The following is a 21,261-nucleotide window of genomic DNA, read 5'->3' as shown; positions in this document are numbered from 1 at the left end:
GTCGTGTTGGTCGTGGGTTCTGTCGCCATCGCGGCGCTTGGTATCACCTTGAGCGCCTCGCCTTGGCGCGGCCAGCTCTCGGACGCCATGGGCCACGCCATCGGGCGCGAAGTGCGGTTCGAGGGACCGCTGGAAATGCAACCCACGCTGACCCCGTCTTTTCGCGTGGGCGGAATCACCATCGCCAATCCGGCCGGATTCTCCTCGCCATTTTTCGCGAGCCTCGCACACTCCTCCTTGCAAGTGGACTTGCTCGCCCTGTTGCGCGGTGAGGTGCGAGTGCGCGAGTTGTCCGCGCAAGGCGTGATAGTGCATCTGGAGCGCAACGCCAGGGGGCAGGTTAATTGGCTATTGCAATTGGCGTCCAAGGATGAAGCCGATAAGGCCCCAGGCAAGAAGGCACCGCTACGATTAGTCGAGGTACAGCGCATTGCCCTCAAGGAACTGCTGGTGGATTATGTGGGTGGTCCTAAACTGGCCACCCATTCCTTCACCTTGGACGATTTGCAGGGAGAAGGAGGGGAGGGCAAACCGATTAGCCTCAAAATGAACGGCACCGTGGAGAAGAGTTTTCCCTATACGGTTTCAGTGACAGGTGGCACACTCTCGACGCTCTCCCAAGGCGGCGTTCCCTGGCCATTGGAATTCGCTCTGGAATTCGCGGGCACTTCGCTGGTGATCAATGGCGAAGTGCTGCCTGACGCCGGGAGAACCAGCGCTAATCTCACTTTTGGTCTTGGCACCGACAATCTTTCGCAACTAGAGCGGTTGCTACAAGTGCATTTGCCGCCGGTGGGCGCGACGGGACTCAGCGGCAAGGTCGCATGGGAAAAGGGAGTACTCGATATTCGCGATCTGCGCGGCGCCATGGGCAACAGCGTCCTGGAAGGCCAATTGCGATTGGATTTGACGCAGAGCGTTGCACGTGTCAAGGGCGAGATTCACCTACCCGTATTCGATGTCACGCCCTTTCGCGCCAAGACGCGCATGCCCGAGCCCGAGGAAGCAGGCAAACCCGTGGATCTGGAGGCGCTGAAGAAACGGCAATTTCAATTTCGCGAGCTCTCGCTCGTGGAGGCCGATTTATCGCTGACGGTGTATCGTTGGATGGGATTGCCCGGGGATGTACGCGAGTCCACCTTGCAGGTGAGCTTGCATGGTGGTGTATTGAAAGCGCCTGTCAAGGCGACCATCGCTCGGGTACCCCTAGAAGGCGAAATCGGGCTGGACGGGGCGGCGGAGAATCCGTCCTTTCTCCTGAACTTGGGCGCGCGCAAGACCACGCTAGTGCAACTTGCGCGGTTGCTGACCGGTGCGAGCGGCGTGCAAGGCAATCTTGGGCATTTTCTCTTGCATTTCGCCGCCACTGGAAAAAACCTGCCCGCACTCGCCAATACGTTGGAGATGAAGTTGGAGATCGCGGACGGGCAACTCAGCTACGGAAATGTGGAGGGCGGGCGGCCCGTGGAAGTTCGCCTGGACCGCGCGGACATAGCTTTGCCCGCTGGCGGCCGGTTGCAAGGAAAAATTCGCGGCACGCTACTGCGTGAACCGTTCACGGCGGATTTCATGGGGGGGGATCTTCTCGCGCTTGGCGAGGAGATTAGCTGGCCCGTGGAAATTCGCATCGTGGGATCGGGTGCGACACTAAGCATACAAGGCCAAGTAGCGGCACCTGGAAAAGACGCCGGGACGGATTTGGCCATCAGATTCAATAGCCCGCGCGCGGGCGACGTGGCGCGTTGGTTAGGCCTCTCGCCCAAGTCACGCGCACCTGTAGCGATAGCGGGCCGCGTGCAAGTACAAAGCGACGAGTGGCGATTGAGCGATCTACTGGTGCAATTAGGCCAGACCAAGTTGGCGGGAAATTTCGCGCGGGTGTGGATCGGTGGCAAGCCCCTCGTGCAAGCCACATTGCGGGTGGAGAACCTGGAATTGGCGGAGCTGGAATCCATGCTTCCGCCCCCCAAACCTGGGCCCTCGAAACCAGTGATAGAACTCCCCATCCTGCCGAAAGGCATCGACTTGACCGATGCCGACATCGATGTGGGCATTCAGCGTATCGCGCTTAGTCCCGCTCCGGTAACGGGTATCACCTTCGCCGGAAAAATCCGCGAAGGAAAGATGTACGCGTCGCCTTTTTCGGCGATGTACGCCGGCACAACGCTTAATGGTGCCTTGGCGTTGGATCTGCGCGAAGACGAGCCGCAGGCTGCTGTGTGGGTGGCCGCCAGACAAGTGGATATCGGCCGCATGCTGCGAACCCTACGCCTGGTGGAATCCCTGGATGTAAAAGCAGATCTTCTTCAACTGCAACTTCTCGCCAAGGGGCATCGCCTCGGAGAGATGCTGGATCGTTCCGCGCTGCAAGCGGCGGTGGAATCGGGTGAAATGGTCGTGCGCGACGCCAGTGGCAAGGGCGGACTCAGCATACGCTTGACCAAGGGCCAAGTGGAAGCCAAGCCGAAACAACCCGTTCATTTGTATTTGGATGGACTCATCGACAAGACACCAGTGAAAATCTCCTTGGCCAGTGGATCGGTGTCGGAGCTGGCGCGTGGCGCATCGCACGTTCCCTTCAACCTGGCGGTGGAGACGGCTGGAACCAAGCTGAGTTTGTCTGGTAAGGTTTCGCTTCCCATCTCTAAGCAAGAAGCCGAGCTGGAATTATCCGTGGCGGGTAGCAACATAAATTCCCTGGATGAATTGGCGCGTACGTCGCTACCCCATTGGGGGCCTTACGCGCTCAGCAGCCGTTTCCGAATGTCCAAGGCGGGCTATGACATGCCCGGCATGACGCTGAAGGTGGGGAGCAGCGAACTCAAGGGAAAAGGCAGCGTCGCCACCGGAGGCACGCGGCCCAAAATAGACGTTCAACTCTCCGCTCCCAAGGTGCAGTTGGATGATTTCAAACTGGAGGGTTGGGCCCTGGCGGAGAAGAAACCCGCCAAGGAAGAAAAGAAATTGAGTGAGGAGGAATTGCGCGCGAAAGCAAAGCAAGCCTCTTCGCAAACGCAGGCGATGTTAAGTCCAGCCACGCTGAAGCGGCAGGACATGGCGCTAGTGGTGGAAGTGGGAGAAGTACTTTCCGGCGCGGACCGGCTGGGCGGAGGATCGTTGCATGCCTCGCTCTATGACGGTAAGTTGGTATTGGGCCCCGTGGAAGTCAATGTACCGGGCGGTTCCGTGAAATTGGCGATGGGCTATCGCCCAACGGAATCCGCCATCGCACTGGATGCCAAGATTCGCGTGGACCGGTTCGATTATGGCGTGCTGGCGCGCCGCTTGAAGCCCGGTAGTGATTTGCAAGGCTTGTTCAGTTTGCAGATGGACCTTGCCTCCAATACCCCCAGTCTTTATCACGCCATGCAAAACGGCGATGGCCGCGTGGACTTCGCCGTGTGGCCCAAGAATATGAAGTCCGGCATATTCGACTTGTGGGCAGTGAACCTCTTCGTGGCGCTCATCCCCGCGGTGGACCCTGCGTCTGAATCCAAGGTCAATTGCGCCGTGGGGCGCTTCGACCTAAAGAATGGCGTGTTGACGGAAGACTCCATCTTGCTCGATACCAGCCGCATGCGGGTGAAAGGCAAGGCGCGCGTGGACTTCGATTCCGAGACGCTCGCATTGCAGCTAGAGCCCACCCCCAAGAAAGCACAATTTTTTAGCCTGGCGACGCCCATCGCGGTCACCGGCAAAATCACGGATCCCAAGATCCTGGTGAGCGCTGCCGCTGTGGCGGGTACCACGGCGCGCTTGTTGACCTCGATCGTTACCACGCCCTTCGAGCGGCTATTTTCCAAGAGCATCCCCCGGGATGGCGCCGACGTATGCGCCAATGCGCTCAAGCAGAATCGCGAGCCGCGTACTTAATCTTCTCCTCGTAAATTATATGTTTTCGGATTACGGCCGGCTCTCCACGGCTTTGCTGGCGTGGTATTTCGTTATCGTTTGGGGCGTGGGATTCATCGCCACCAAGACCGCACTGCAATATACGGGGCCCTACATGCTCCTTTCGTTGCGCTTCTCCATCGGAGCTTTATTACTATTGCTCATCGTGCTACGCAGCCGCGTTCAATGGCCCGATTCTCCACGGCAATGGTTCCATGTAATGGTTGGAGGTTTACTCATGCATGCCATCAATCTGGGCGGAAGCCATAGCGCGCAGCATTATGGATTGTCCGCCGGCATTACCGCGCTTATTCTCGCTACCCAACCTTTGCTGACGGCGGTCTTGTCCGCATCGGTACTCTCCGAAACCGTGACCCGCCTACAACGCGCCGGGATTGTATTGGGGTTGGGTGGAGTGGCTTTGGTCGTGTGGCATAAAATCGATATCCAAGCCATCTCGGGCGCCAGCCTAAGCGCCGTTACGGTGTCCTTGGTGGCGATTACCGCGGGTTCGCTCTACCAGCGCAACTTCACGCCGCGCGTGGATCTGCGTAGCGCATCGCTGGTGCAATTGCTCATATCGCTGTTGTTCGTGGCGCCCTTGGGCTATTGGGTGGAGGGCGGGCGCATCGAGTGGTCGTGGCCCTTCGTGGCCGCGCTAGGGTTTCTCGTCGTGCTCGCGACTTTGCTGGCATTCAATGCGCTGCACGTGCTCATGCGCCGGGGGCAGGCAACGCGAGTGACTAGCTTGATGTATCTCACGCCCATCATCGCCGTGGTCCTAGAATGGCTGGCCTTCGGCGTGGTGCCCACAACCATCTCTTTACTTGGGATGGCGATTACGTGTTTGGGCGTGGGCCTCGTGTTCTGGCGCCACCGAGCTTAAGCGGCGGCTTTCATTCCGCGTTGCACCGCGGGCCTGGCCGCGAGGGTGGCTCCCCATCTTTGGAGATTTTCATAACCTCCCGCCGCGTCGAGTAGTGCTTTTCGCGCCGCGAAATTGGGGTACAGCATCACATCGGCGGCGCTGAATTCGCCGGCCAAGAACTCCTTACCAGCGAGATTCATGTCCGCATGCGCGAAAAAATCCAGCAGGCGTTTCTTGAAGTACTCCGTGATAAGGGTGCTTTTCTCAGGGGTACGCATCTCTAATTGAAAGATGGCTCCGCTTGTACCGGCGACATCGCTGGCAGCTTGCATGAACCATTGCATGCATTGCGCATGAGCGGCGGGACTCCGCGGTAACAACTTACCGCTCTTCTGCGCCACATAGAGCACGATGGAGCCCGATTGGGTGATGGTGAGCGGCCGGCCATCCGGTCCCTCGGAATCCACCAGGGACGGAATCATTCCCGCGGGGTTGATCTTCAAGTACTCCACCGAGCGTTGCTCCCCTTTCGCCAGGTCCAGCTTGTGGGCGCGGTAAGGTAGCCCCGCTTCTTCCAAGGCAACGGATGCGCGCAATCCGTTAGCGGTTCCCGCCAGATATAAGTCGATCATTCGTTGCTCTCCGAGAGGATATGTTCGGGCGGCCCATTATAACGCTGGAATATTTGATGTTGTTTCACACCGGAAAATCATGCGCACAAGTGTGAAGTAATGGCCTTGGCGCGAAGCTTGAATAACGCCATGCGTGGTCGCTGCACTTAGCGCAATGTTATTGTGAAACTCCGTGGATTGAATCGCAATTCTGCAAGCGAGGAATCGCCGTATCACTTAGCGAAGTAGGAGGAACTGGTATGAATATCGGGAATTTGAAATACGAAACCGCGCTGAAAGCTGGCCGGGGCGCGCTAGTAATTCTGATGTTGGGTTTGGCGGGATGCGCGGGCAAAGGCAGCCGGGATGGTTCGGGGAACTCCTCCATGCACTCGAAAGGAGCAGTCTCCGCGGCCGAACAAGCAGCGCTGGAGCGTAAGGCATTGGAGGAGCAAAAGGCGGCTGCGAAACGCGCTGCGCGGGAAAAGAATGGGACTGGGGCGGAAGGTGACGGTGCGAGTGATTCCTTTGGCGGCTGGTGATCGCAACCGCCATGGCGCCAACAACGGCCGTAGTCTCCCGGATCAATTGGCCGCGGACTTCGATTCCAATCGCGATTTCCAGAAACGCGGTTTCTTCGACGAAGAGGAATACGCTTTCGCGCCTGGCTTGAGCGATGCGGAGCGTATTGCGGAGCGTGTGGAAGCCGCTCGCCGGTGTGCAGGGCTTGCGGATTCCAACGAGGAATATGCCTCGGCCTTTGCCTTCGGACCTTATTCGCGCATTTACCAGCAAGAAGGTGATGTATCGGGCTTAGTCGCCTTGGATTCGAAGGGACAAGTCAAAGGGTGGGCAGCCCCTGGGGAAATCACGGCCGATGGTAGCGTATTCGCGGAGGGTGCTTCCGAGAAATCCCTGGCTAAATTGGACGCCGAGGAGGGGTTTGTCGGCTCCAAGGGCGGGCGCAGGAGCGCCTCTAATCGCAACCGCAATGGTGCGATCGATGTGGCGGTATCCAAATCCAACGTGAATGAGGACTTCATTCCCCAGACCTTGGGCGGCGCCCTACCGATGGTGCTGGGTGTCGAAGAGAACGGCCAATTCGACTTCGACAACTTTTTGTTGCGCGATGAAGTCAAGGCCAAGCTCGATAAGCTGGCACGGCAATTGGACGGCGCCGAATACGACCGCCTGGATATATTGGGTTATACGGACCGCATCGGTGGTGTGGAATACAACAAACAACTGTCGCGCAAGCGGGCGTTGGCGGTGGCTCGCTACCTGCGCGGTCGCGGTGTGCCGGAGTACAAGATCTCCGTAACCGGAAAGGGGCAAGACAATCCGCTCACGAAGCCCGAAGACTGCGAGGGGCTGGCACTGGAAGACAAAATCGATTGCCTGCAGCCTGACCGCAGGGTGGAAATCGAAGCCTCGATTCTGCGTACGAGCGTGGAACTCGAATAACCACGCGTTTTCGGGACGGTTTGCGACAGGGCACCTTCGGGTGCCCTGTTCGTTTTTGGCGATAGTCTCTTGGTGCTTTCCCAACGCAGTCCCCGTGCGATCGATCACTCGATCCACGGCTGTTGGAAGCTGCACCGCCATTCCCAGGATGCCTACTTTGCCGGGTAACAAGGACGGGATTTGCGGCGTCGCAAAAAAGTGCGGGACTTTTTGAGCCAACCTGCGTATATTGCGCGCCCTGGATCTTGCGTCGCGTCATCCGGTCCGCATCTCAAGCCCCTCCGGTTGCTCTTTTCAATGGAGCAAACCTCAACTCAACGTAGTAACGTCATATCAGCCTGAACCGGTTCTTTGCGCGCCCATGGCGCGTTTCGCAGGCCGATCTAGGAGATTTCCATTAGTCAGTCCTTTGAAGGGCTCGGCCTGTCGGCCAAGCTATTGCGTGCTATTGCCGAACAAGGCTTCAGCGTTCCCACTCCCATCCAAGCCCAAGCGATCCCCGTCGTATTAAAAGGGGATGACCTCTTGGCAACGGCGCAAACAGGAACCGGCAAGACCGCTGGATTCGTTCTGCCGCTTCTGGATCGTTTGGCCATGGCACCGCGCCAAAAAGGCGCGGGCCGCCGTATTCGCGCCCTGATCTTAACCCCTACCCGCGAGCTTGCGGTCCAAGTCGAGCAGCACATTCGCATGCTAGGCGCCTACGCCAGTTTTGTGTCCACCACCGTCTATGGTGGCGTGAGCATGCGGGCACAGATTCAAACCCTGCAACGCGGCGTGGATATCCTGGTCGCCACGCCCGGGCGTTTGCTCGATCACGTCCAGCAGCGCACCATCGATTTGCGCAACGTCGAGATCTTCGTGTTGGACGAAGCCGACCGCATGCTGGACATGGGCTTCATGCCCGATGTCCGCCGTATCACCACGCTGTTGTCGCCTGAGCGCCAAACGCTCATGTTCTCCGCTACCTTCGATGCTCAAACGCGCGCACTTGCCAGTACCACGTTGCGCAATCCGGTCACGATCGACGTCGCGCATGCCAGCAAGACCACGGACTTGGTGACACAGTCGGTGTATATGATCGCGCAAGAGCAAAAGACCGCGCTGTTGAAGCATCTCATCACCACGGAAGACTTGCAGCAAGTTCTCGTATTCACCAAGACCAAGCATGGGGCCGACCGGCTCGCTTCCGCCTTGGAACGCGCGGGCATCACCGCCGATTCCATTCACGGCGACAAACGCCAAGCCCAACGCACCCGCACCTTGCAAGAGTTCAAGCGCGGCGGGTTGCAGGCATTGGTGGCTACCGACGTGGCCGCGCGTGGCATCGACATCAACGGATTGCCAGGCGTCGTGAACTTCGATTTGCCCATGACCCCGGAAGGCTATGTGCACCGCATCGGGCGCACGGGCCGTGCCGGCCTGAAGGGGCAGGCCATATCGCTGGTGACACCAGCGGAGCGCGGCGCGATGATGGCAGTGGAGCGCCATCTCAAGTACAAGATCGAGCGGCGCACGCCGTCGAATTTCCAGTTTCAGGCTGCCGATGGGACGAGCAAGCATGTTCACACGGAACGGCCGCGCACCGAGCGTGCGGAGCGCAGCCGCGATGATGCTCGCTCGCACCACCGGCCCAAACACGAAGGCACCGCCCGGCCGGCGTATCAAGAGCGCGCCTTTTCCTCGGATCGCAAACCCGTGTTTGGCGCACCCGCCAGCGCTCCCGCTGGCCAGCGCCGCAACCGGCCAGCCCAGGCACCCCGTGCCGAGCGCAGCGTCAGTATTGGTGGCTTCGAATCCGCGAGCAACGATTTCAGCAACCGTCCGCGCCGGGCGGGGAAGCCTGCTTCCCCTGCTGGGCGTTCATTTTCCGCGCGCACGCGCAGTTACTAGGAGTTTGTCTTCATGAACATCTACGTTGGAAACCTTGCCGCCGAGGTCACTGAGAAAGATTTGACCGAGGCTTTCGGAGCCTTCGGCCAAGTGAAATCGGTGCAATTGATGCGCGAGCTATTCAGCGGCGTCTCAAAGGGTTTCGGCTTTGTCGAAATGCCAGGGAAAGCCCATTCGCTCGCGGCCATCGCCGGGTTGAACGGGAAAGAGCTTCGCGGCCAGCCCGTACGGGTCAACGAAGCAAAGCCGCAGATGGGCGGCCGGCGGCGCTAGCCACCAAAGGCCGCACTGGCGGCGAAACGCGGGTAGGTCTCCGCGACCTGCTCGCGAATTTCGCCGCGAATCAAACGCAGAATCTCCGCCGAAGGCAATGGGGTTTGCGGCGTAGGCAGGGCTCGGTCAAACCCGAAGCCTGTTTGCGCCGCGATCTCATCCGCCGTGTGCCCGGGATGAACGCTTTCCAAGCGAAATCTTTTTTTGTCCCGCGCGAAGGAAAATAATCCCAATCCCGTGAGCAGGTGAGTGGGCCCGCCTGGGCGGTGCACATTGGCCGCGCTGGTTCCAGGAGAACTGATGAAATCCACCTTCGGCACCATCACGCGCGGCGTATGCTCCTCGCGAAACAAGATCACTTTGGGCACCAGGTAGTACAAGTAAGCCGAACCGAAAGAGCCTGGCCAGCGCACGTCCGTGTTGGGATACTCGCCGCTGCCCACGAGGTTGATGTTGCCCTCGCCATCGATCTGGCCGCCGCCCAGAAAGAAGGCATCGATGCGCCCCTGCGCCGCTAGATCGAAGAGTTCCACGCCACCATTGGTGAAGAAATTATTCTTTCGCGAGCCAAGCACGGAGACCCGCAGGTTTGCGCCCGCGAGTTTGCGTGCCAACATGGCCGCCGAGCCGGGGATGGGCGATGAGGCGCCGACAGCAACGTGCGCACAGCCCCCAAGCAAACCGGCAATGACCGAAATCAGTAACTCAGTCTGGGTACACGGCGAGATCATGCCGTCAACGCCTCGTGCCGGAGCCACTCCTGCACGAAGGCATTGAATCCTTCTTCGGTGCGGGCCATGCGCGCATAGCGGCCGAGCATGATCTCGTCTTGTTCGTACAAATCCAGATAACCCAAGGGTGATGCGCCGCGCGGCGCAAGCGCGAGCTGAGTGATGTAAATCGAAGGAATCACCGCGCCAGCGCGTGCTTCATCTTCCAACAAATTTCCCTCCGCCATGCGCTCCACGGTGACGAGCGTTTGCTTGGCCGCCTGAGCCATGAGCAAGACCTCGCGTTCGCGGCCGATGAACACGTTGCCATCGCGGTCGGCCATGGAAGCGTGGAATAGCGCGAAGTCCGGCCGCAATGCGGGAAGGAGCGCGATGGGATCATCCTCGCCGAAGGGGTTGCTGATCGTCTTCCAATCGGCCCTCCGGGCCATCACGTCGCTCCCTATCAACCCGCGCAGCGGAATGAATGGCAGCCCCTTTTGGCCAGCCTGCAACGCGGCGTAGATGGCCGGACAGGTGGAGTCGAGTACGTGCACGGTTCCTTGCCTCGCGGCGGCCGCGAAGCGTGGCCCGGTGCCATATTCGCCCAAGGTCACGGCGGAAGTTTCAATGCAGCGCACCGCTCCCGCGCCGGCCAACAAATCCGCCTGGATCCCGCTGGTGGGAACGCACACGAGATGCAAGTCCCGAACGCCACGCCGAATGAGTTCCCTGGTGGCGGCCATGGCGACACCGCTGCTGTCCTTCGGCACGGCTAGCATGGCGCCATCGGGAACGCTTCGCGCCATGGATTCCAAGGTGACCCACATAGATAAACGCCTCCGCTGTCGTAGCGATCCCATTATGCATCGGAAAAGAAAAAGCCCCGCATGAGCGGGGCTTTTCTTGATGCGCGGAAGACCGGAACTACTAGTAGTCCATATCTCCGCCGCCACCATGGGGCATGGCGTGGGCTTTGTCGTCCTTGGGCAGCTCCGCCACCATGGCGTCGGTGGTGAGGATCAAGCCCGCGATTGACGCCGCGTTTTGCAACGCGCAGCGAGCGACCTTGGTGGGATCGATCACGCCCATTTGCACGAGATCGCCGTACTGGTCGGTGGCGGCGTTGTAGCCAAAGTTGCCCTTGCCTTCCACTACCTTGTTCAGCACCACGGAGGCTTCCACGCCGCCGTTGTAGGCGATCCAGCGCAGCGGCTCTTCCAGGGCGCGGCTGATGATCTTGATGCCCGCATCTTGGTCGTGGTTGTCGCCCTTCAGGGAGGCGAGCGCCGAACGCGCACGCAACAGCGCCACGCCGCCGCCGGGGACGATACCTTCCTCGACCGCGGCACGGGTGGCATGCAACGCGTCTTCCACGCGGGCCTTCTTCTCTTTCATCTCGACTTCCGTCGCGGCTCCGACCTTGATCAGCGCCACACCGCCCGCCAACTTGGCGACGCGCTCTTGCAGCTTCTCGCGATCATAGTCGCTGGTGACTTCCTCGATCTGGGTACGGATGGACTTGATGCGGCCTTCGATCTGGGCTTTGTCGCCCGCGCCGTCGATGAGGATGCTGTTTTCCTTCTCGACTTCCACGCGCTTGGCACGGCCGAGATCCTTCAAGGTGACGTTTTCGAGTTTCAAGCCCAGTTCATCGCTGATGACCGTGCCGCCCGTCAGTACCGCCATGTCCTCCAGCATCGCCTTGCGGCGGTCGCCGAAGCCAGGAGCCTTCACGGCGCAGGTCTTCAGGATGCCGCGCATGTTGTTCACCACCAGGGTGGCTAGCGCTTCGCCTTCGACTTCTTCCGCCACGATCAACAGCGGCTTGCCCGACTTGGCGACTTGCTCCAGCACCGGCAGAAGATCGCGGATGTTGGAGATCTTCTTGTCGTGGAACAGGATGTAGCAGTCTTCGTGAACGGCGATTTGCTTGTCTGGGTTATTGATGAAGTAGGGGGACAGGTAACCGCGGTCGAACTGCATGCCCTCGACCACGTCCAGCTCGTTATTCAGGCTCTTGCCGTCTTCGACGGTGATCACGCCTTCCTTGCCGACCTTGTCCATGGCATCGGCGATGATCTTGCCGATGTCGGAATCCGAATTCGCGGAGATGGACCCGACTTGGGCGATTTCCTTGGTGGTGGAGCAGGGCTTGGAGATCCTCTTGAGCTCATCGACGATGGCGCTGACACCTCTGTCGATGCCGCGCTTGAGATCCATCGGATTCATTCCGGCGGCGACGTACTTCATGCCTTCCTGGACGATGGATTGGGCCAGCACGGTGGCGGTGGTGGTGCCATCGCCCGCGATGTCCGAAGTCTTGGAAGCCACTTCCTTGACCATCTGGGCGCCCATGTTCTCGAACCTGTCCTTCAGCTCGATTTCCTTTGCGACCGACACGCCGTCCTTGGTGACGGTGGGCGAGCCCCAGGATCTTTCGATGACGACGTTACGGCCCTTGGGTCCCAGCGTGACCTTGACGGCGTCGGCCAGGATGTTGACGCCCGCGACGATGCGGTGGCGGGCGGAATCGTGGAACTTAACTTCTTTTGCAGCCATGATCTTTGATCCTCTGAATGATGTTAAGCGTTGTCCAGCACGCCCATGACGTCTTCTTCTTTCATCACGAGCAGCTCTTCGCCTTTAACTTTCACGGTCTGCCCGGAGTACTTGCCGAACAGAATCTTGTCGCCCACCTTGACTTGCAAGGGAATGACTTTCCCCTCTTCGGTCTTGCGGCCGGTGCCGATGGCGATGACCTCGCCTTGATCGGGCTTCTCGGCGGCGGTGTCGGGGATGACGATGCCGGAGGCGGTTTTACGCTCCTCGTCCACTCTCTTCACGATGATGCGATCGTGCAAAGGACGAATTTTCATAACGCGTTACTCCATTTTTCAACGGTTGGATTGGGGTTGAGCTGGCCGGACACGAACGGTCCAAGGGCCAACGTGCGGCCCACATGGGGGCGGCCGGAGGCATTTCAAGGGGCGGGAGAAGGATTCTGGCTTAGACTTGAGTTATGCCATTCGCCTACTTTGACCGCCTTTCCGCACCCCGGAAGCGTATTTATTCGCGCAGCGACGAGATCCATGAGATCCCCTTCGCCCCACTGGAATCCGACCATGCGCTGTTGGCCGGCATTGCCGCGGGGCTGCAGGCGGACCAGCGGCAGGAAGTCGGGGTGGCGAGCCAAGCCCTGGTGAGCGGCCTGGTGGCCCGCTTGGGCGTTCCTCCCATCCAGGTCAAGGTCCTGGCGGTGCGCCCTCACGGCCAATGGGGCGAGTTGCACGGCCTGTACGAACCCAATGAGCCGCCCGCCGCGGCCACCATCACCGTATGGATGCGTACCGTGGCGCGCAAGCAGGTGGTGGCCTACAAGTCCTTTGTGCGAACCTTGCTTCATGAGTTGTGTCACCATCTGGACTATGAGCTCTACCAATTCCCCGAAACGTTTCATACGGAAGGCTTCTATAAGCGCGAATCCAGCTTATTCAAGCAACTCCATGGAGAAGCGCCTGCCCCGGTTCGAGGGGGAGGGGTTGGCCCCGAGCCCGATGTCTCCTAGAATCCATCCCGGAATACTATCTGCCGAGGCGAAGTTGCAGCTTCAAAGCACCGAACCCTACCGGCCGGCGGCCATGATTCTGGCATTGGACATGGCGGGGCGGCCCAACCGCTGGTTGCTCATCGAGCAGGCCATCACTTATCACGCCCGCGAAATGGTGGCGTGGTCCATAGGCGACATGGTGTGCACCTTCCGCGGGGGGCTATCCCGGCTCACCGGGCAGCGCTCTTCCATCTCCACCCGTAGCATCATCGCCATCCGCGGGCCCGCGGACGTGGCGCGGGAGGAGAAATCCGAGCCACATCTGACCAACTGGGCCTTGTACCGCCGGGACCGGCAATTGTGCGCCTATTGCGGCTCGCGCTTCCGTGAGGGGGACTTGTCGCGGGATCACGTGGTTCCTTTGCACCTGGGTGGGAGGGACCGCTGGATGAACGTCGTCACCGCTTGCCGCACCTGCAACACATTGAAGGGGGGCCGCACTCCCGAGGCGGCTCACATGCCGCTCTTGTACGCGCCCTACATACCCAGCCGCCACGAGCATCTGATCCTGCAAAACCGCCGCATATTGCAAGACCAGATGGAATACCTGATGGCGCGGGTGCCAAAGCACAGCCGCTTGCATTTGAGCTGAATGCCTATTCGCTCCCTTTGCCGGATCGTCAGCGCCTGCCTGCTCTGCGCCAGTTGGGCCGCCGCCTACGCGCAAGAGCCGGAAAGCAGCCGCATGGTTGCGGCCGAGAAATTATTTCAAGTGCCCGCCTACAGGCAGATCGCGACCCGGCAAATCTACGAAACCTTGCAGGCCCTGCCTCCGGAACAAAGCAAGGCGGCTTTGGATGCATTGCGTGACCCTGTGGTGGTGAAGGCCCTGCGCCAAGTCATCGCACGCGCCATGGCTGGGACCTACAGCGTGAAGGAACTGGAATTCCTGGAAAAAGTATTCAGCGCACCCGAGATGGAAAGCTTTGTCAAGCGCGAGAACGTCTTTCGCGACCAACTGCAGCGCGAGTTCACCGCCGCCTTGCTCACCAATCCGGCTCTTATCGGCCGCATTCCGCTGCCCTCTAGATAGGCCTGCCGGCCTATTTCATACCGATGGAGAAAATCCCCTCCAGGTCGTGTTGGGAGTAAGCGCGAAAAGCGATCAGGGTTTCGGTGGCTATGATCGCTTCGAGCTTTTGCATCTTGTTGGTGACGATGTCGGCCAAATCCTCGTTACTCTTGACGCGAACCATCGCCACCAGATCGAAACGCCCCGCCACGGAATACACTTCCGAAATGCCTTCCATGGCCGCGAGTTTCTCCGCTACCTCGCCCACACGGGCGCGGGCGATGTTCAACAATACGATTGCGTTAACCATGTGTGCTCCTTATCATCGTGAAGGGTAAAGCGTGAAGGGTGAGGAGGGGCCGCGGGTTGTTCTCACGTCTCACGCTTCCCGTTTCACGGCAATATCGCGAACGCATTAAGCGGCGAACCCGTCATGCCGCGCAGCCGCAAGGGATTCAAAACCAACGAAAATGCGTAATCCTTGCGAGCCGCCAGCGCGGCGGATAGCTCTTCCAGATTCATGTTCTCCACGATGTAGATTCCGCTGTCCGCGATGAGAATCCGGTGGGCCGGGAAGATCGTGCCCTTTTCCGGATACACCTCAAAGGTGAGCTGGTCGGCGCCGGCCAGGAAAATCTTTTTCTCCGCGAGCCATTTGGCGCCGCTTTCGCCCGGTCCGGGACGCAGTCCCATGTACTTGGCCTTGTCGCCGAAGAACTTGCCGTAGCCCGTGCGGATCAGCACCGAATCCCCGGCGCGCACGTCCACCTTCTGCGCCTTGGCCGTGGCTTCCAGGTCCGCTCCGGTGATTTCCTCGCCGGGCGCCAGGGCCTCCACGTTCTTGAAGCGTGCGACGTCGAGCAACACCGCTCGGTTGACGAACTTTTCCTTGGGATAGGCTTCAACCCCCAGGGCCGTCAAGCCGCTGGGCATCTCGCTCTGTTCCGCGTCCAGACCGCCGAAGAGCTTGCCGTTGTGGCCGATATGCCCAAGCGCGTCGAGGGTGGGGGCGCCGTGCTGGCCGCTGAAGAACATCATGTCGGCGGCAAAGCTCAGCTCGGGAATCCAACCCTTCGTCTGCTTGTGAGTGTTGGTGAGCGATGCGGCGAAGGGCGGGTTGAAGGACAGGAGCGGCGAGCGCGCATCCCAGATGAAATTGAGTTCGATCACCTTCGCCGCCTTCAAGGCTGGGACCAAAGCGTCGTCGGCGCGGACGAGCGAGGTGGTCATGGCCACGCTGGCGCACATGGCGCCGATCATGAGTTGCAAGGAGTTTTTTAGCTTCATGGGTTTCCTCTGGGTGGATGGTGTGGTCATGGCTCGCAATGTATCACTTCCAAGCGCGTTACTCCGAGGGCGAAACGATACGGGGCGAAATGATACGGCGATCAGCCGTTACGGGGTCCTCTCACTTCGGTTTCCAGGAGTTATGAAACTGCACGATATACCAGCGGTCGCCGCGCTTATGCATCACCGACGTGTTTCGCGAAGGGCCATTAGTCGTCATCTTTCCATCGAGCGTGCGCTCGGATTGCTATGCGGCCGTGACGAGGACGACGTCGTCCGTGAGTAAAGTCGCGGTCGTGCCGAATAGATTCGCTTTCACTTCCCCCCGCATGCTGGACAAGGCCTTCACGAAGTACTCGCGCAGCGGTTCGCGTGTGGTGACCAGCTCTGGCGAAATCGTCCCAATGAACAAGGCATCGGAAGAAAACAGCGTGACCAACTGGTCGTGGTTATCGGTTTTGAAATACGCGAAGAATTTTTCGAACTCGGCGAGCGCGTCTTCCCGTGGGCCTGCCCAAAGCGATGTGGTCCAAACCATTGCCAACAAAAACACAACGAGTCGTTTCATATGCCAGCGTCCCCATTTAGTCATTGGACATCGGTACCTTGCGATTGGTCCGCCAAAGGCGGACTTGGCGATTTTCGTTGAGGGTAGCAAACGGTCAGTTACTCGGACCAATGCTGCGAATGTGTAGGCTTTCTCGGTTTTTGGAGCGATCATGCGAGGTATTCGCGCAGGCTGAGTAGTCTCACCCCGCCGTACGCCTTAAGCTTGAGCAACAGCTTGTCTCCGCTTATTATCGCGTCAGCACGGCCAGTGACCGCGCATTCGAGGATTCGGTTGCCGGGCTCATCCGCCAGGACCTTGAGTTTGCGGCGGGATCTTACGGCAGTTGCGAGACTGGATACAAAAACGGCAGCGTGTGCAAGCTCCTCGGCATCTCGCAAAAATTTTCTGGCGAGGATGCCCAGCAATTCATCCAGAATTGGTTTGGAAAGCAGTAACTAGTAATGCTCTTCGATAATACGGCGCAGTGCCACCTCGGCGCGTTCGCCGGGAAAGACTAGCGCCGGCACCAGGATGTTGGTGTCGAAGACGACCTTCATTGCCGAAGATAGCGGTCCAGATCCTGTTCTGTAAGGATTCCCTTTTCGTGAGCCTTGCGGCTCCAGTAACCTTGAACATCGCGCAGTTCCTGAAGGCGGCGCTCGATTCCGGCCAGGCGAAGGGCGTCCAGAATAACGGCGCTAAGAGTCTTGCCCTCCGCGCGGGCCAGTGCCTCGGCATCTTTGGCGAGACCAGCGGGTAGTGAGATGGTTTTCCTGACTGCCGTGCTCATGGGAGATCGTAATCCTTTCAGTGTGAATAAATCATACCGGTGTTCCGTATCAAAGGAAAGAGATGACATATTGCCTGCCGGTGAGTGGTGACCGGTGATACATGACGATCCACTCTCATCGCTTTCCGAGAGAATCCGGACCGCTGTTTCTTCCCTTTTCCACCGGGAAAAGGACCGACGGTGAGGGAGAGATTGGGTCGAGTGGCCGTGAGCGCCAAAAGTACGTGCGGTCCCACGCGCAACGGTATCGCGAAAATTTGCCGGGGGTAGCCCGGCGGCTACTCCCCTTCTTTGCGCGGCCAAAGAAGGTAAGCGAAGAAAGGCCGCGCCTACTGCCCCGCCCCTATCAGGGTACCCTGCGTTACTCGAAGCGATGGGCGCTTGCGGAACTAGTCCGCGCAAAAGGCGCGCAGCCTTCGAACAGTACTCGCCAACTTTCCCCGCCACTTCTGCGTTACTTGGCGGTTCAGAAGGGGGGCACTTCAACACTGGAACCAGAGAAATGCGCTACGCCGCTTTCGCGGCACAGTCATTAGATAAATGGACTATCTGGCTGTCTCCGATTCAGACCGACTGGTTGCAGGATTGCTCGGTTGCAAGACCTGACGCCTACCCCGAAGTTCAGCGGCTAAATCCGATGGCCGAGCCGGGGCGCTGCGTCGCGGCCGATGCTGTCGATTTCGCGGAACTTGCGGCACGCGGCGAGGGAGGTGTGCTGGTAGGCGCTGGCCTTGAACGTTCCGAGTTCAGAAGGGGCTTTGCGACAGTGTATTCCCACTCGTCGGTACCAGAGGAGGCGGTACAACAGCTTAGAGCGGCTGTGCGAAATGCGGATGGCTGTAGCACAGAGTACATTCACCATGGGGTGCTGACGCGCGATCTGCTGGCGTCAGGGTGGATGATCGCCAAGATCATCGGAAGTTTTCGCCAGGTGCAAAGGGAAATGAGTGACTCAGTGCTGATTCCTTTTGACTTCCCGAGCACAGATGACTGCTGCTTGAACGACGTTGCGGCGATTTTCGCCATGATGGATCGTGAAGCCTTTCGCGCCCGACAAAGATGCCTACTTAGGCCAGCATTTCGCTGTGAGAATCCGGTTGCGTTGAACCAGCCTTACTTCGTGATCGACGATATGCTCATCGACGTAAAATGCACGGCGCGAAAAGGCCTGGATCGACGCGACGTGGATCAGTTGTTGCGCTATTACGCGCTCTCGAAAATCGAAGGGCTCGCGGACCAAAGGCACGGGGGAGAGATTAATCGGCTGGCGATCTACTACGCCCGATTTGGTCAGTTGTTTGTCATCGACGTTCGGAAAGATTTCCCTCCCGATCGAGTTACTAAGTTCCTGGAGTGGTTCGAGCAGAAGTACCGGAGAACGGGAGAAGCGAAGTGCTCAGCGTAACCGAGGCAAATGGGGAAACTTCTAACTTTTTGCTTCACGGGACGCGCCGAACGTGTGAAAAGGGTCGCGCCTGAATAACTGTATAAAGATGTGCGCTTGCTTCGCCGCTATCCGCCAGCGAGCTAATCGCTCAGGGGACCGCGAAACGGTTGAATTGCATGAGAGCATATGACTTATAGTGCCGCGTTCGCGGTGCGCTACGCTTTCAGATTGGGTGTGATTGATGTTCTCACCCTACTGAACCGCCGAGTAACGCAGAAGTGGCGGGTGATTTCGCCGAGGACTGTTCGAAGGCCGCGCGTTTCTTGCGCGGACAAGTTCCGCAGGCCCCGCCGCTTCGAGTAACGCAGGGCACCCCGCAAGGGGCGGTTCAGTTGGGGCGGCCTTCTTTTGCCTGCTTTTCTTGGCCGCGCAAGAAAAGGAGGTAGCTGCCGGGCTACCCCCGGCGACTTTCTCCCACCAGGAATCGGCGTCCCAAGTTCGCGAGTGCTGTCCTATTGATCTTTTCGTCATTCAGGATTTATTCTTCCCTCACCCTCGTTCCCTCTCCCGGAGGGCGAGGGAGGAAAAGCCCTTCTCCCCACGGGAGAAGGGTGGGGATGAGGGAAACGCCCTTGAATGGAACTCCGGTCGCGCGTTCTTGGAATGCTCGGTAGGCGACCGGCTATACTTTCCTTGGATAGCAGGGACGAGGACCCCATGGCAAATGACCGGCTGGACAAAGTGGTGCTGGAAGCCCGGCGCAACGCCGAGAAGCGCGCCGAGGGATATCGAGCGCAGGCGCTGAAGCTCTACCCATGGGTGTGCGGAAAATGCGCGCGCACGTTCACGCACGCCAACCTTAAACTCCTCGAAGTGCACCACAAGAACAACAATCACGACGACAATCCGCCGGATGGCAGTAACTGGGAATTGCTCTGCACTTACTGTCACGAGAACGAACACGCCAAGCTGCTGGACTCGGCGGGGCGAACGGATGCGGGGAGTGTTACGCCGAACGCGACGTTCAATCCCTTCGCTGACTTGAAGGCGAAGCTAGAGTCTAAAAAGCGGACTTAGTCCCGGTCATTACTGCGCCGGCGGCGCGACGGACACGCCGCGCACACCGTACTGAGCGATCAAGCGGGCGACGAGGCCCGATGCTTTCACGTCTTCGGCGAATTCGCGCAGATATTTGGAACCTGTCTCGCGGCCATGGAGGGTGCCGATGGACTGCTTGACGGAGGTGGCTTGCCCTTCCATAACGCGCGAACCGGGGAGTTTCTCGGCGTCGGTTACGAGCCGGGGTTTGAGGCCGGCAAGCACTTCGAGCTTTTCGTTGATGAAAAGGTCGTAGGAGCCGTCGATACCTTCCGTGCGCACGAGTTGCGCGTGCTTGAGATTGCGCGTGAGATACAGATCGTAGGCGCTTTGCCGCGCGACGGCGACGCGCACGCCCTCGCGGTCCACGTCCGCGATGGTGCGAATGGCCGATCCGGCGGGAACGAGGAAGGTGACGGGAATTTCCAGGTACGCGGCGGTAAACGCAATTTCGTGTGCCCGCTGAGGCTCGTTACCGAGAAACGCCACGTCCCACGCGCCGGTTTTCCCGGCGCCGGCAAGTTTGCCGGCTGAATCGAATACGACGAACTCGATTGGTACGCCGAGCCGCCGCGCCAATTCGCGCCCGAGATCGGGTGCAACGCCACGAGGCTCGGTGCCGGAAACATAGTTCGTCACCAGAAGAAAATTGCCGTAGTTGATGCCCACGCGCAGTTTCGCGTTAGGCGCAAGCTCGGCCCGGGAGGAGGGGAGGTCAGCGTGTGTCATGGGACTAAGCGTTATCAAGAAAAATGCGCAAACAAGATGGGTGAGGATATTCATGCCGCCAGCAATTCCCGGTCTGCATGGAGCAGGCCGCTGGCGCCAAACAGAATCTGGTTCACCAGAGTCGGATCATTGATCGTTCGCACTGCATTGTAGGCCGCCTGTGCCTTGGGAAAACGCCGGCGCAGGAAGTTGAGCCATTGCTTCAAGCGCCCGGCGCGGTGGGCCGGAATCAAATGCACACTGACGATTTGCCAGAATTCCGCCATGCGAGGCTGTAGCGCCTCCCACTCGATGTCCGGTGAGTGCGATTCCGCGAGGCCCGTCCTGTCCCGCTTTCTGATGGCCAATGCTAAGCCAGGGTCCGTCACCATGCCACGCCCCAGCATCAGCGCATCGCAGCCTGATAGCGCGCGGCAGCGTAAGGCATCCTCCACGTTCCAGATCTCGCCGTTGGCGATCACCGGAATATTCACACAGGCGCGAATATCCGCGATGCGCTCCCAGTAGGCCGGCGGCCGGTAACCATCGGCTTTCGTGCGTGCATGGACTACGAGTTCGTCCGCGCCGCCGGAGGCGATGGCGAGCGCGCATTCGCGCGTCTTCGATGAGTCGAGATAACCCAATCGCATCTTGGCCGACACCGGCATGGGTGCGGGGACCGCACGCCGCACGGCCGCGACGATTCTCCCGATCAGCTCTGGCTCGTCCAGCAGCACCGCGCCTCCCCGGTGGCGGTTCACGCTCTTGGCCGGGCAGCCGAAATTCAGATCGATGCCCGCGGGCCCCAAGGTGGCCAGCCTGGCTGCATTTTCGGCGAGACACTCCGGGTCGGAACCCAGCAATTGCGCTCGCACGGGCACCCCCGCTGGCGTGCGCCCGCCATGGTCTAGCTCCGGCATGACGCGCCGAAAGGCACGCTCGGGTAGCAGCGTGCCGGTGACGCGGATGAACTCCGAAACGCAACGGTCGATGCCGCCCGCGCGCGTCAAGATGTCGCGCAAGACGAAATCGACCAGCCCCTCCATGGGGGCAAGCAGGATGGTCATTACAAGGCTGAGAATTGAAACGGCGCATGAGTTTACCCCCCC

Annotated in this window: 23 protein-coding genes; 10 read left to right on the top strand and 13 right to left on the bottom strand. The window is 59.5% G+C overall.

All coding sequences use genetic code 11. The annotated features are described in order from the left end of the window. Together EXR36_10705 and EXR36_10700 are read left to right on the top strand one after the other, a co-directional pair. On the top strand, window positions 1–3,873 hold a 3,873-nt coding region (locus EXR36_10705), incomplete at its 5' end, for an AsmA family protein (GenBank protein ID MSQ60087.1). Then, window positions 3,818–4,777 (top strand): DMT family transporter, encoded by a 960-nt coding sequence (locus EXR36_10700; protein MSQ60086.1) that lies wholly within the window; start codon window positions 3,818–3,820, stop codon window positions 4,775–4,777. The genes EXR36_10705 and EXR36_10700, both read left to right, overlap by 56 nt. Here the strand turns inward: EXR36_10700 and EXR36_10695 are convergent. Next, window positions 4,774–5,391, bottom strand: coding sequence for a glutathione S-transferase family protein (locus EXR36_10695; GenBank protein MSQ60085.1), 618 nt, complete (start codon window positions 5,389–5,391; stop codon window positions 4,774–4,776). The genes EXR36_10700 and EXR36_10695 overlap by 4 nt on opposite strands. A gap of 345 nt (window positions 5,392–5,736) precedes the next feature. On the opposite strand from EXR36_10695, the gene EXR36_10690 reads away from it, so the two are divergent. From EXR36_10690 to EXR36_10680, 3 genes are all read left to right on the top strand, one after another. Further along, complete coding sequence (locus EXR36_10690) at window positions 5,737–6,834, top strand: OmpA family protein (protein ID MSQ60084.1); 1,098 nt, start codon at window positions 5,737–5,739, stop codon at window positions 6,832–6,834. Window positions 6,835–7,224: 390 nt separating this feature from the next. After that, on the top strand, window positions 7,225–8,727 hold the full coding sequence (locus EXR36_10685; GenBank protein MSQ60083.1) for a DEAD/DEAH box helicase: 1,503 nt from the start codon (window positions 7,225–7,227) through the stop codon (window positions 8,725–8,727). A 12-nt stretch (window positions 8,728–8,739) separates the two neighbouring features. Continuing rightward, the gene (locus tag EXR36_10680; GenBank protein MSQ60082.1) at window positions 8,740–9,000 is read left to right on the top strand and encodes an RNA-binding protein; all 261 of its coding nucleotides are present in this window, start codon (window positions 8,740–8,742) and stop codon (window positions 8,998–9,000) included. Here the strand turns inward: EXR36_10680 and EXR36_10675 are convergent. The 4 genes from EXR36_10675 to EXR36_10660 all read right to left on the bottom strand — a co-directional run bounded on the left by EXR36_10675 (window position 8,997) and on the right by EXR36_10660 (window position 12,589). Beyond that, entirely contained in the window at window positions 8,997–9,731 is a 735-nt protein-coding gene (locus EXR36_10675) for a CoA synthetase (GenBank protein MSQ60081.1), read from the bottom strand. The genes EXR36_10680 and EXR36_10675 overlap by 4 nt on opposite strands. Then, a complete protein-coding gene (locus EXR36_10670; protein MSQ60080.1) occupies window positions 9,728–10,540 on the bottom strand; it encodes a CoA synthetase in 813 nt (270 codons plus the stop codon). Before EXR36_10670 ends, EXR36_10675 begins: the two co-directional genes overlap by 4 nt. Window positions 10,541–10,640: 100 nt before the next feature. Beyond that, window positions 10,641–12,272: a chaperonin GroEL gene (gene groL, locus EXR36_10665; protein MSQ60079.1), complete on the bottom strand. Its 1,632-nt coding sequence runs from the start codon at window positions 12,270–12,272 to the stop codon at window positions 10,641–10,643. 23 nt (window positions 12,273–12,295) lie between these two features. Next, window positions 12,296–12,589, bottom strand: coding sequence for a co-chaperone GroES (locus EXR36_10660; protein ID MSQ60078.1), 294 nt, complete (start codon window positions 12,587–12,589; stop codon window positions 12,296–12,298). 143 nt (window positions 12,590–12,732) lie between these two features. On the opposite strand from EXR36_10660, the gene EXR36_10655 reads away from it, so the two are divergent. From EXR36_10655 to EXR36_10645, 3 genes are all read left to right on the top strand, one after another. After that, entirely contained in the window at window positions 12,733–13,278 is a 546-nt protein-coding gene (locus EXR36_10655; protein ID MSQ60077.1) for a hypothetical protein, read from the top strand. 73 nt (window positions 13,279–13,351) lie between these two features. Further along, window positions 13,352–13,912: an HNH endonuclease gene (locus EXR36_10650; GenBank protein MSQ60076.1), complete on the top strand. Its 561-nt coding sequence runs from the start codon at window positions 13,352–13,354 to the stop codon at window positions 13,910–13,912. Further along, window positions 13,913–14,353, top strand: coding sequence for a hypothetical protein (locus EXR36_10645; protein ID MSQ60075.1), 441 nt, complete (start codon window positions 13,913–13,915; stop codon window positions 14,351–14,353). It abuts the gene before it with no gap. A 10-nt stretch (window positions 14,354–14,363) separates the two neighbouring features. Here EXR36_10645 and EXR36_10640 read toward each other — a convergent pair whose 3' ends face one another. From EXR36_10640 to EXR36_10615, 6 genes are all read right to left on the bottom strand, one after another. Beyond that, the gene (locus EXR36_10640; GenBank protein MSQ60074.1) at window positions 14,364–14,642 is read right to left on the bottom strand and encodes an Lrp/AsnC family transcriptional regulator; all 279 of its coding nucleotides are present in this window, start codon (window positions 14,640–14,642) and stop codon (window positions 14,364–14,366) included. An 83-nt stretch (window positions 14,643–14,725) separates the two neighbouring features. Then, on the bottom strand, window positions 14,726–15,649 hold the full coding sequence (locus EXR36_10635; protein MSQ60073.1) for a cyclase family protein: 924 nt from the start codon (window positions 15,647–15,649) through the stop codon (window positions 14,726–14,728). A gap of 91 nt (window positions 15,650–15,740) precedes the next feature. Next, window positions 15,741–15,839 (bottom strand): hypothetical protein, encoded by a 99-nt coding sequence (locus EXR36_10630; GenBank protein MSQ60072.1) that lies wholly within the window; start codon window positions 15,837–15,839, stop codon window positions 15,741–15,743. A gap of 27 nt (window positions 15,840–15,866) precedes the next feature. Next, window positions 15,867–16,340, bottom strand: coding sequence for a hypothetical protein (locus tag EXR36_10625; protein MSQ60071.1), 474 nt, complete (start codon window positions 16,338–16,340; stop codon window positions 15,867–15,869). Then, a complete protein-coding gene (locus EXR36_10620) occupies window positions 16,337–16,621 on the bottom strand; it encodes a putative toxin-antitoxin system toxin component, PIN family (protein ID MSQ60070.1) in 285 nt (94 codons plus the stop codon). Before EXR36_10620 ends, EXR36_10625 begins: the two co-directional genes overlap by 4 nt. Before the next feature lie 101 nt (window positions 16,622–16,722). Further along, window positions 16,723–16,959: a hypothetical protein gene (locus tag EXR36_10615; GenBank protein ID MSQ60069.1), complete on the bottom strand. Its 237-nt coding sequence runs from the start codon at window positions 16,957–16,959 to the stop codon at window positions 16,723–16,725. 502 nt (window positions 16,960–17,461) lie between these two features. Between EXR36_10615 and EXR36_10610 the strand changes: the two genes are divergently transcribed. Both EXR36_10610 and EXR36_10605 read left to right on the top strand, forming a co-directional pair. Next, window positions 17,462–18,364: a hypothetical protein gene (locus tag EXR36_10610; GenBank protein ID MSQ60068.1), complete on the top strand. Its 903-nt coding sequence runs from the start codon at window positions 17,462–17,464 to the stop codon at window positions 18,362–18,364. 699 nt (window positions 18,365–19,063) lie between these two features. After that, window positions 19,064–19,423, top strand: a complete 360-nt coding sequence (locus EXR36_10605) for an HNH nuclease family protein (GenBank protein ID MSQ60067.1) — start codon at window positions 19,064–19,066, stop codon at window positions 19,421–19,423. 9 nt (window positions 19,424–19,432) lie between these two features. Here EXR36_10605 and EXR36_10600 read toward each other — a convergent pair whose 3' ends face one another. Both EXR36_10600 and EXR36_10595 read right to left on the bottom strand, forming a co-directional pair. Then, window positions 19,433–20,173, bottom strand: a complete 741-nt coding sequence (locus EXR36_10600; protein ID MSQ60066.1) for a transporter substrate-binding domain-containing protein — start codon at window positions 20,171–20,173, stop codon at window positions 19,433–19,435. Between the two features lie 50 nt (window positions 20,174–20,223). Beyond that, complete coding sequence (locus tag EXR36_10595; GenBank protein MSQ60065.1) at window positions 20,224–21,219, bottom strand: tRNA dihydrouridine(16) synthase DusC; 996 nt, start codon at window positions 21,217–21,219, stop codon at window positions 20,224–20,226. Window positions 21,220–21,261 lie beyond the last annotated feature (42 nt).

This window comes from Betaproteobacteria bacterium (assembly GCA_009693245.1).
Taxonomy (GTDB): domain Bacteria; phylum Pseudomonadota; class Gammaproteobacteria; order Burkholderiales; family SHXO01; genus SHXO01.
This window is presented reverse-complemented; position numbering and strand designations above follow the sequence as displayed.

Bases quoted from the DNA above. Each gene is read 5' to 3' on its own strand.
- EXR36_10700 (MSQ60086.1), top strand. From the start codon at position 3,818: ATGGCGCCGACGTATGCGCCAATGCGCTCAAGCAGAATCGCGAGCCGC.
- EXR36_10695 (MSQ60085.1), bottom strand. From the start codon at position 5,391: ATGATCGACTTATATCTGGCGGGAACCGCTAACGGATTGCGCGCATCC.
- EXR36_10690 (MSQ60084.1), top strand. From the start codon at position 5,737: ATGGTTCGGGGAACTCCTCCATGCACTCGAAAGGAGCAGTCTCCGCGG.
- EXR36_10680 (MSQ60082.1), top strand. From the start codon at position 8,740: ATGAACATCTACGTTGGAAACCTTGCCGCCGAGGTCACTGAGAAAGAT.
- EXR36_10675 (MSQ60081.1), bottom strand. From the start codon at position 9,731: ATGATCTCGCCGTGTACCCAGACTGAGTTACTGATTTCGGTCATTGCC.
- EXR36_10670 (MSQ60080.1), bottom strand. From the start codon at position 10,540: ATGTGGGTCACCTTGGAATCCATGGCGCGAAGCGTTCCCGATGGCGCC.
- groL (MSQ60079.1), bottom strand. From the start codon at position 12,272: ATGGCTGCAAAAGAAGTTAAGTTCCACGATTCCGCCCGCCACCGCATC.
- EXR36_10660 (MSQ60078.1), bottom strand. From the start codon at position 12,589: ATGAAAATTCGTCCTTTGCACGATCGCATCATCGTGAAGAGAGTGGAC.
- EXR36_10655 (MSQ60077.1), top strand. From the start codon at position 12,733: ATGCCATTCGCCTACTTTGACCGCCTTTCCGCACCCCGGAAGCGTATT.
- EXR36_10650 (MSQ60076.1), top strand. From the start codon at position 13,352: ATGATTCTGGCATTGGACATGGCGGGGCGGCCCAACCGCTGGTTGCTC.
- EXR36_10645 (MSQ60075.1), top strand. From the start codon at position 13,913: ATGCCTATTCGCTCCCTTTGCCGGATCGTCAGCGCCTGCCTGCTCTGC.
- EXR36_10640 (MSQ60074.1), bottom strand. From the start codon at position 14,642: ATGGTTAACGCAATCGTATTGTTGAACATCGCCCGCGCCCGTGTGGGC.
- EXR36_10635 (MSQ60073.1), bottom strand. From the start codon at position 15,649: ATGACCACACCATCCACCCAGAGGAAACCCATGAAGCTAAAAAACTCC.
- EXR36_10630 (MSQ60072.1), bottom strand. From the start codon at position 15,839: ATGACGACTAATGGCCCTTCGCGAAACACGTCGGTGATGCATAAGCGC.
- EXR36_10625 (MSQ60071.1), bottom strand. From the start codon at position 16,340: ATGATCGCTCCAAAAACCGAGAAAGCCTACACATTCGCAGCATTGGTC.
- EXR36_10615 (MSQ60069.1), bottom strand. From the start codon at position 16,959: ATGAGCACGGCAGTCAGGAAAACCATCTCACTACCCGCTGGTCTCGCC.
- EXR36_10610 (MSQ60068.1), top strand. From the start codon at position 17,462: ATGCGCTACGCCGCTTTCGCGGCACAGTCATTAGATAAATGGACTATC.
- EXR36_10605 (MSQ60067.1), top strand. From the start codon at position 19,064: ATGGCAAATGACCGGCTGGACAAAGTGGTGCTGGAAGCCCGGCGCAAC.
- EXR36_10600 (MSQ60066.1), bottom strand. From the start codon at position 20,173: ATGACACACGCTGACCTCCCCTCCTCCCGGGCCGAGCTTGCGCCTAAC.
- EXR36_10595 (MSQ60065.1), bottom strand. From the start codon at position 21,219: ATGACCATCCTGCTTGCCCCCATGGAGGGGCTGGTCGATTTCGTCTTG.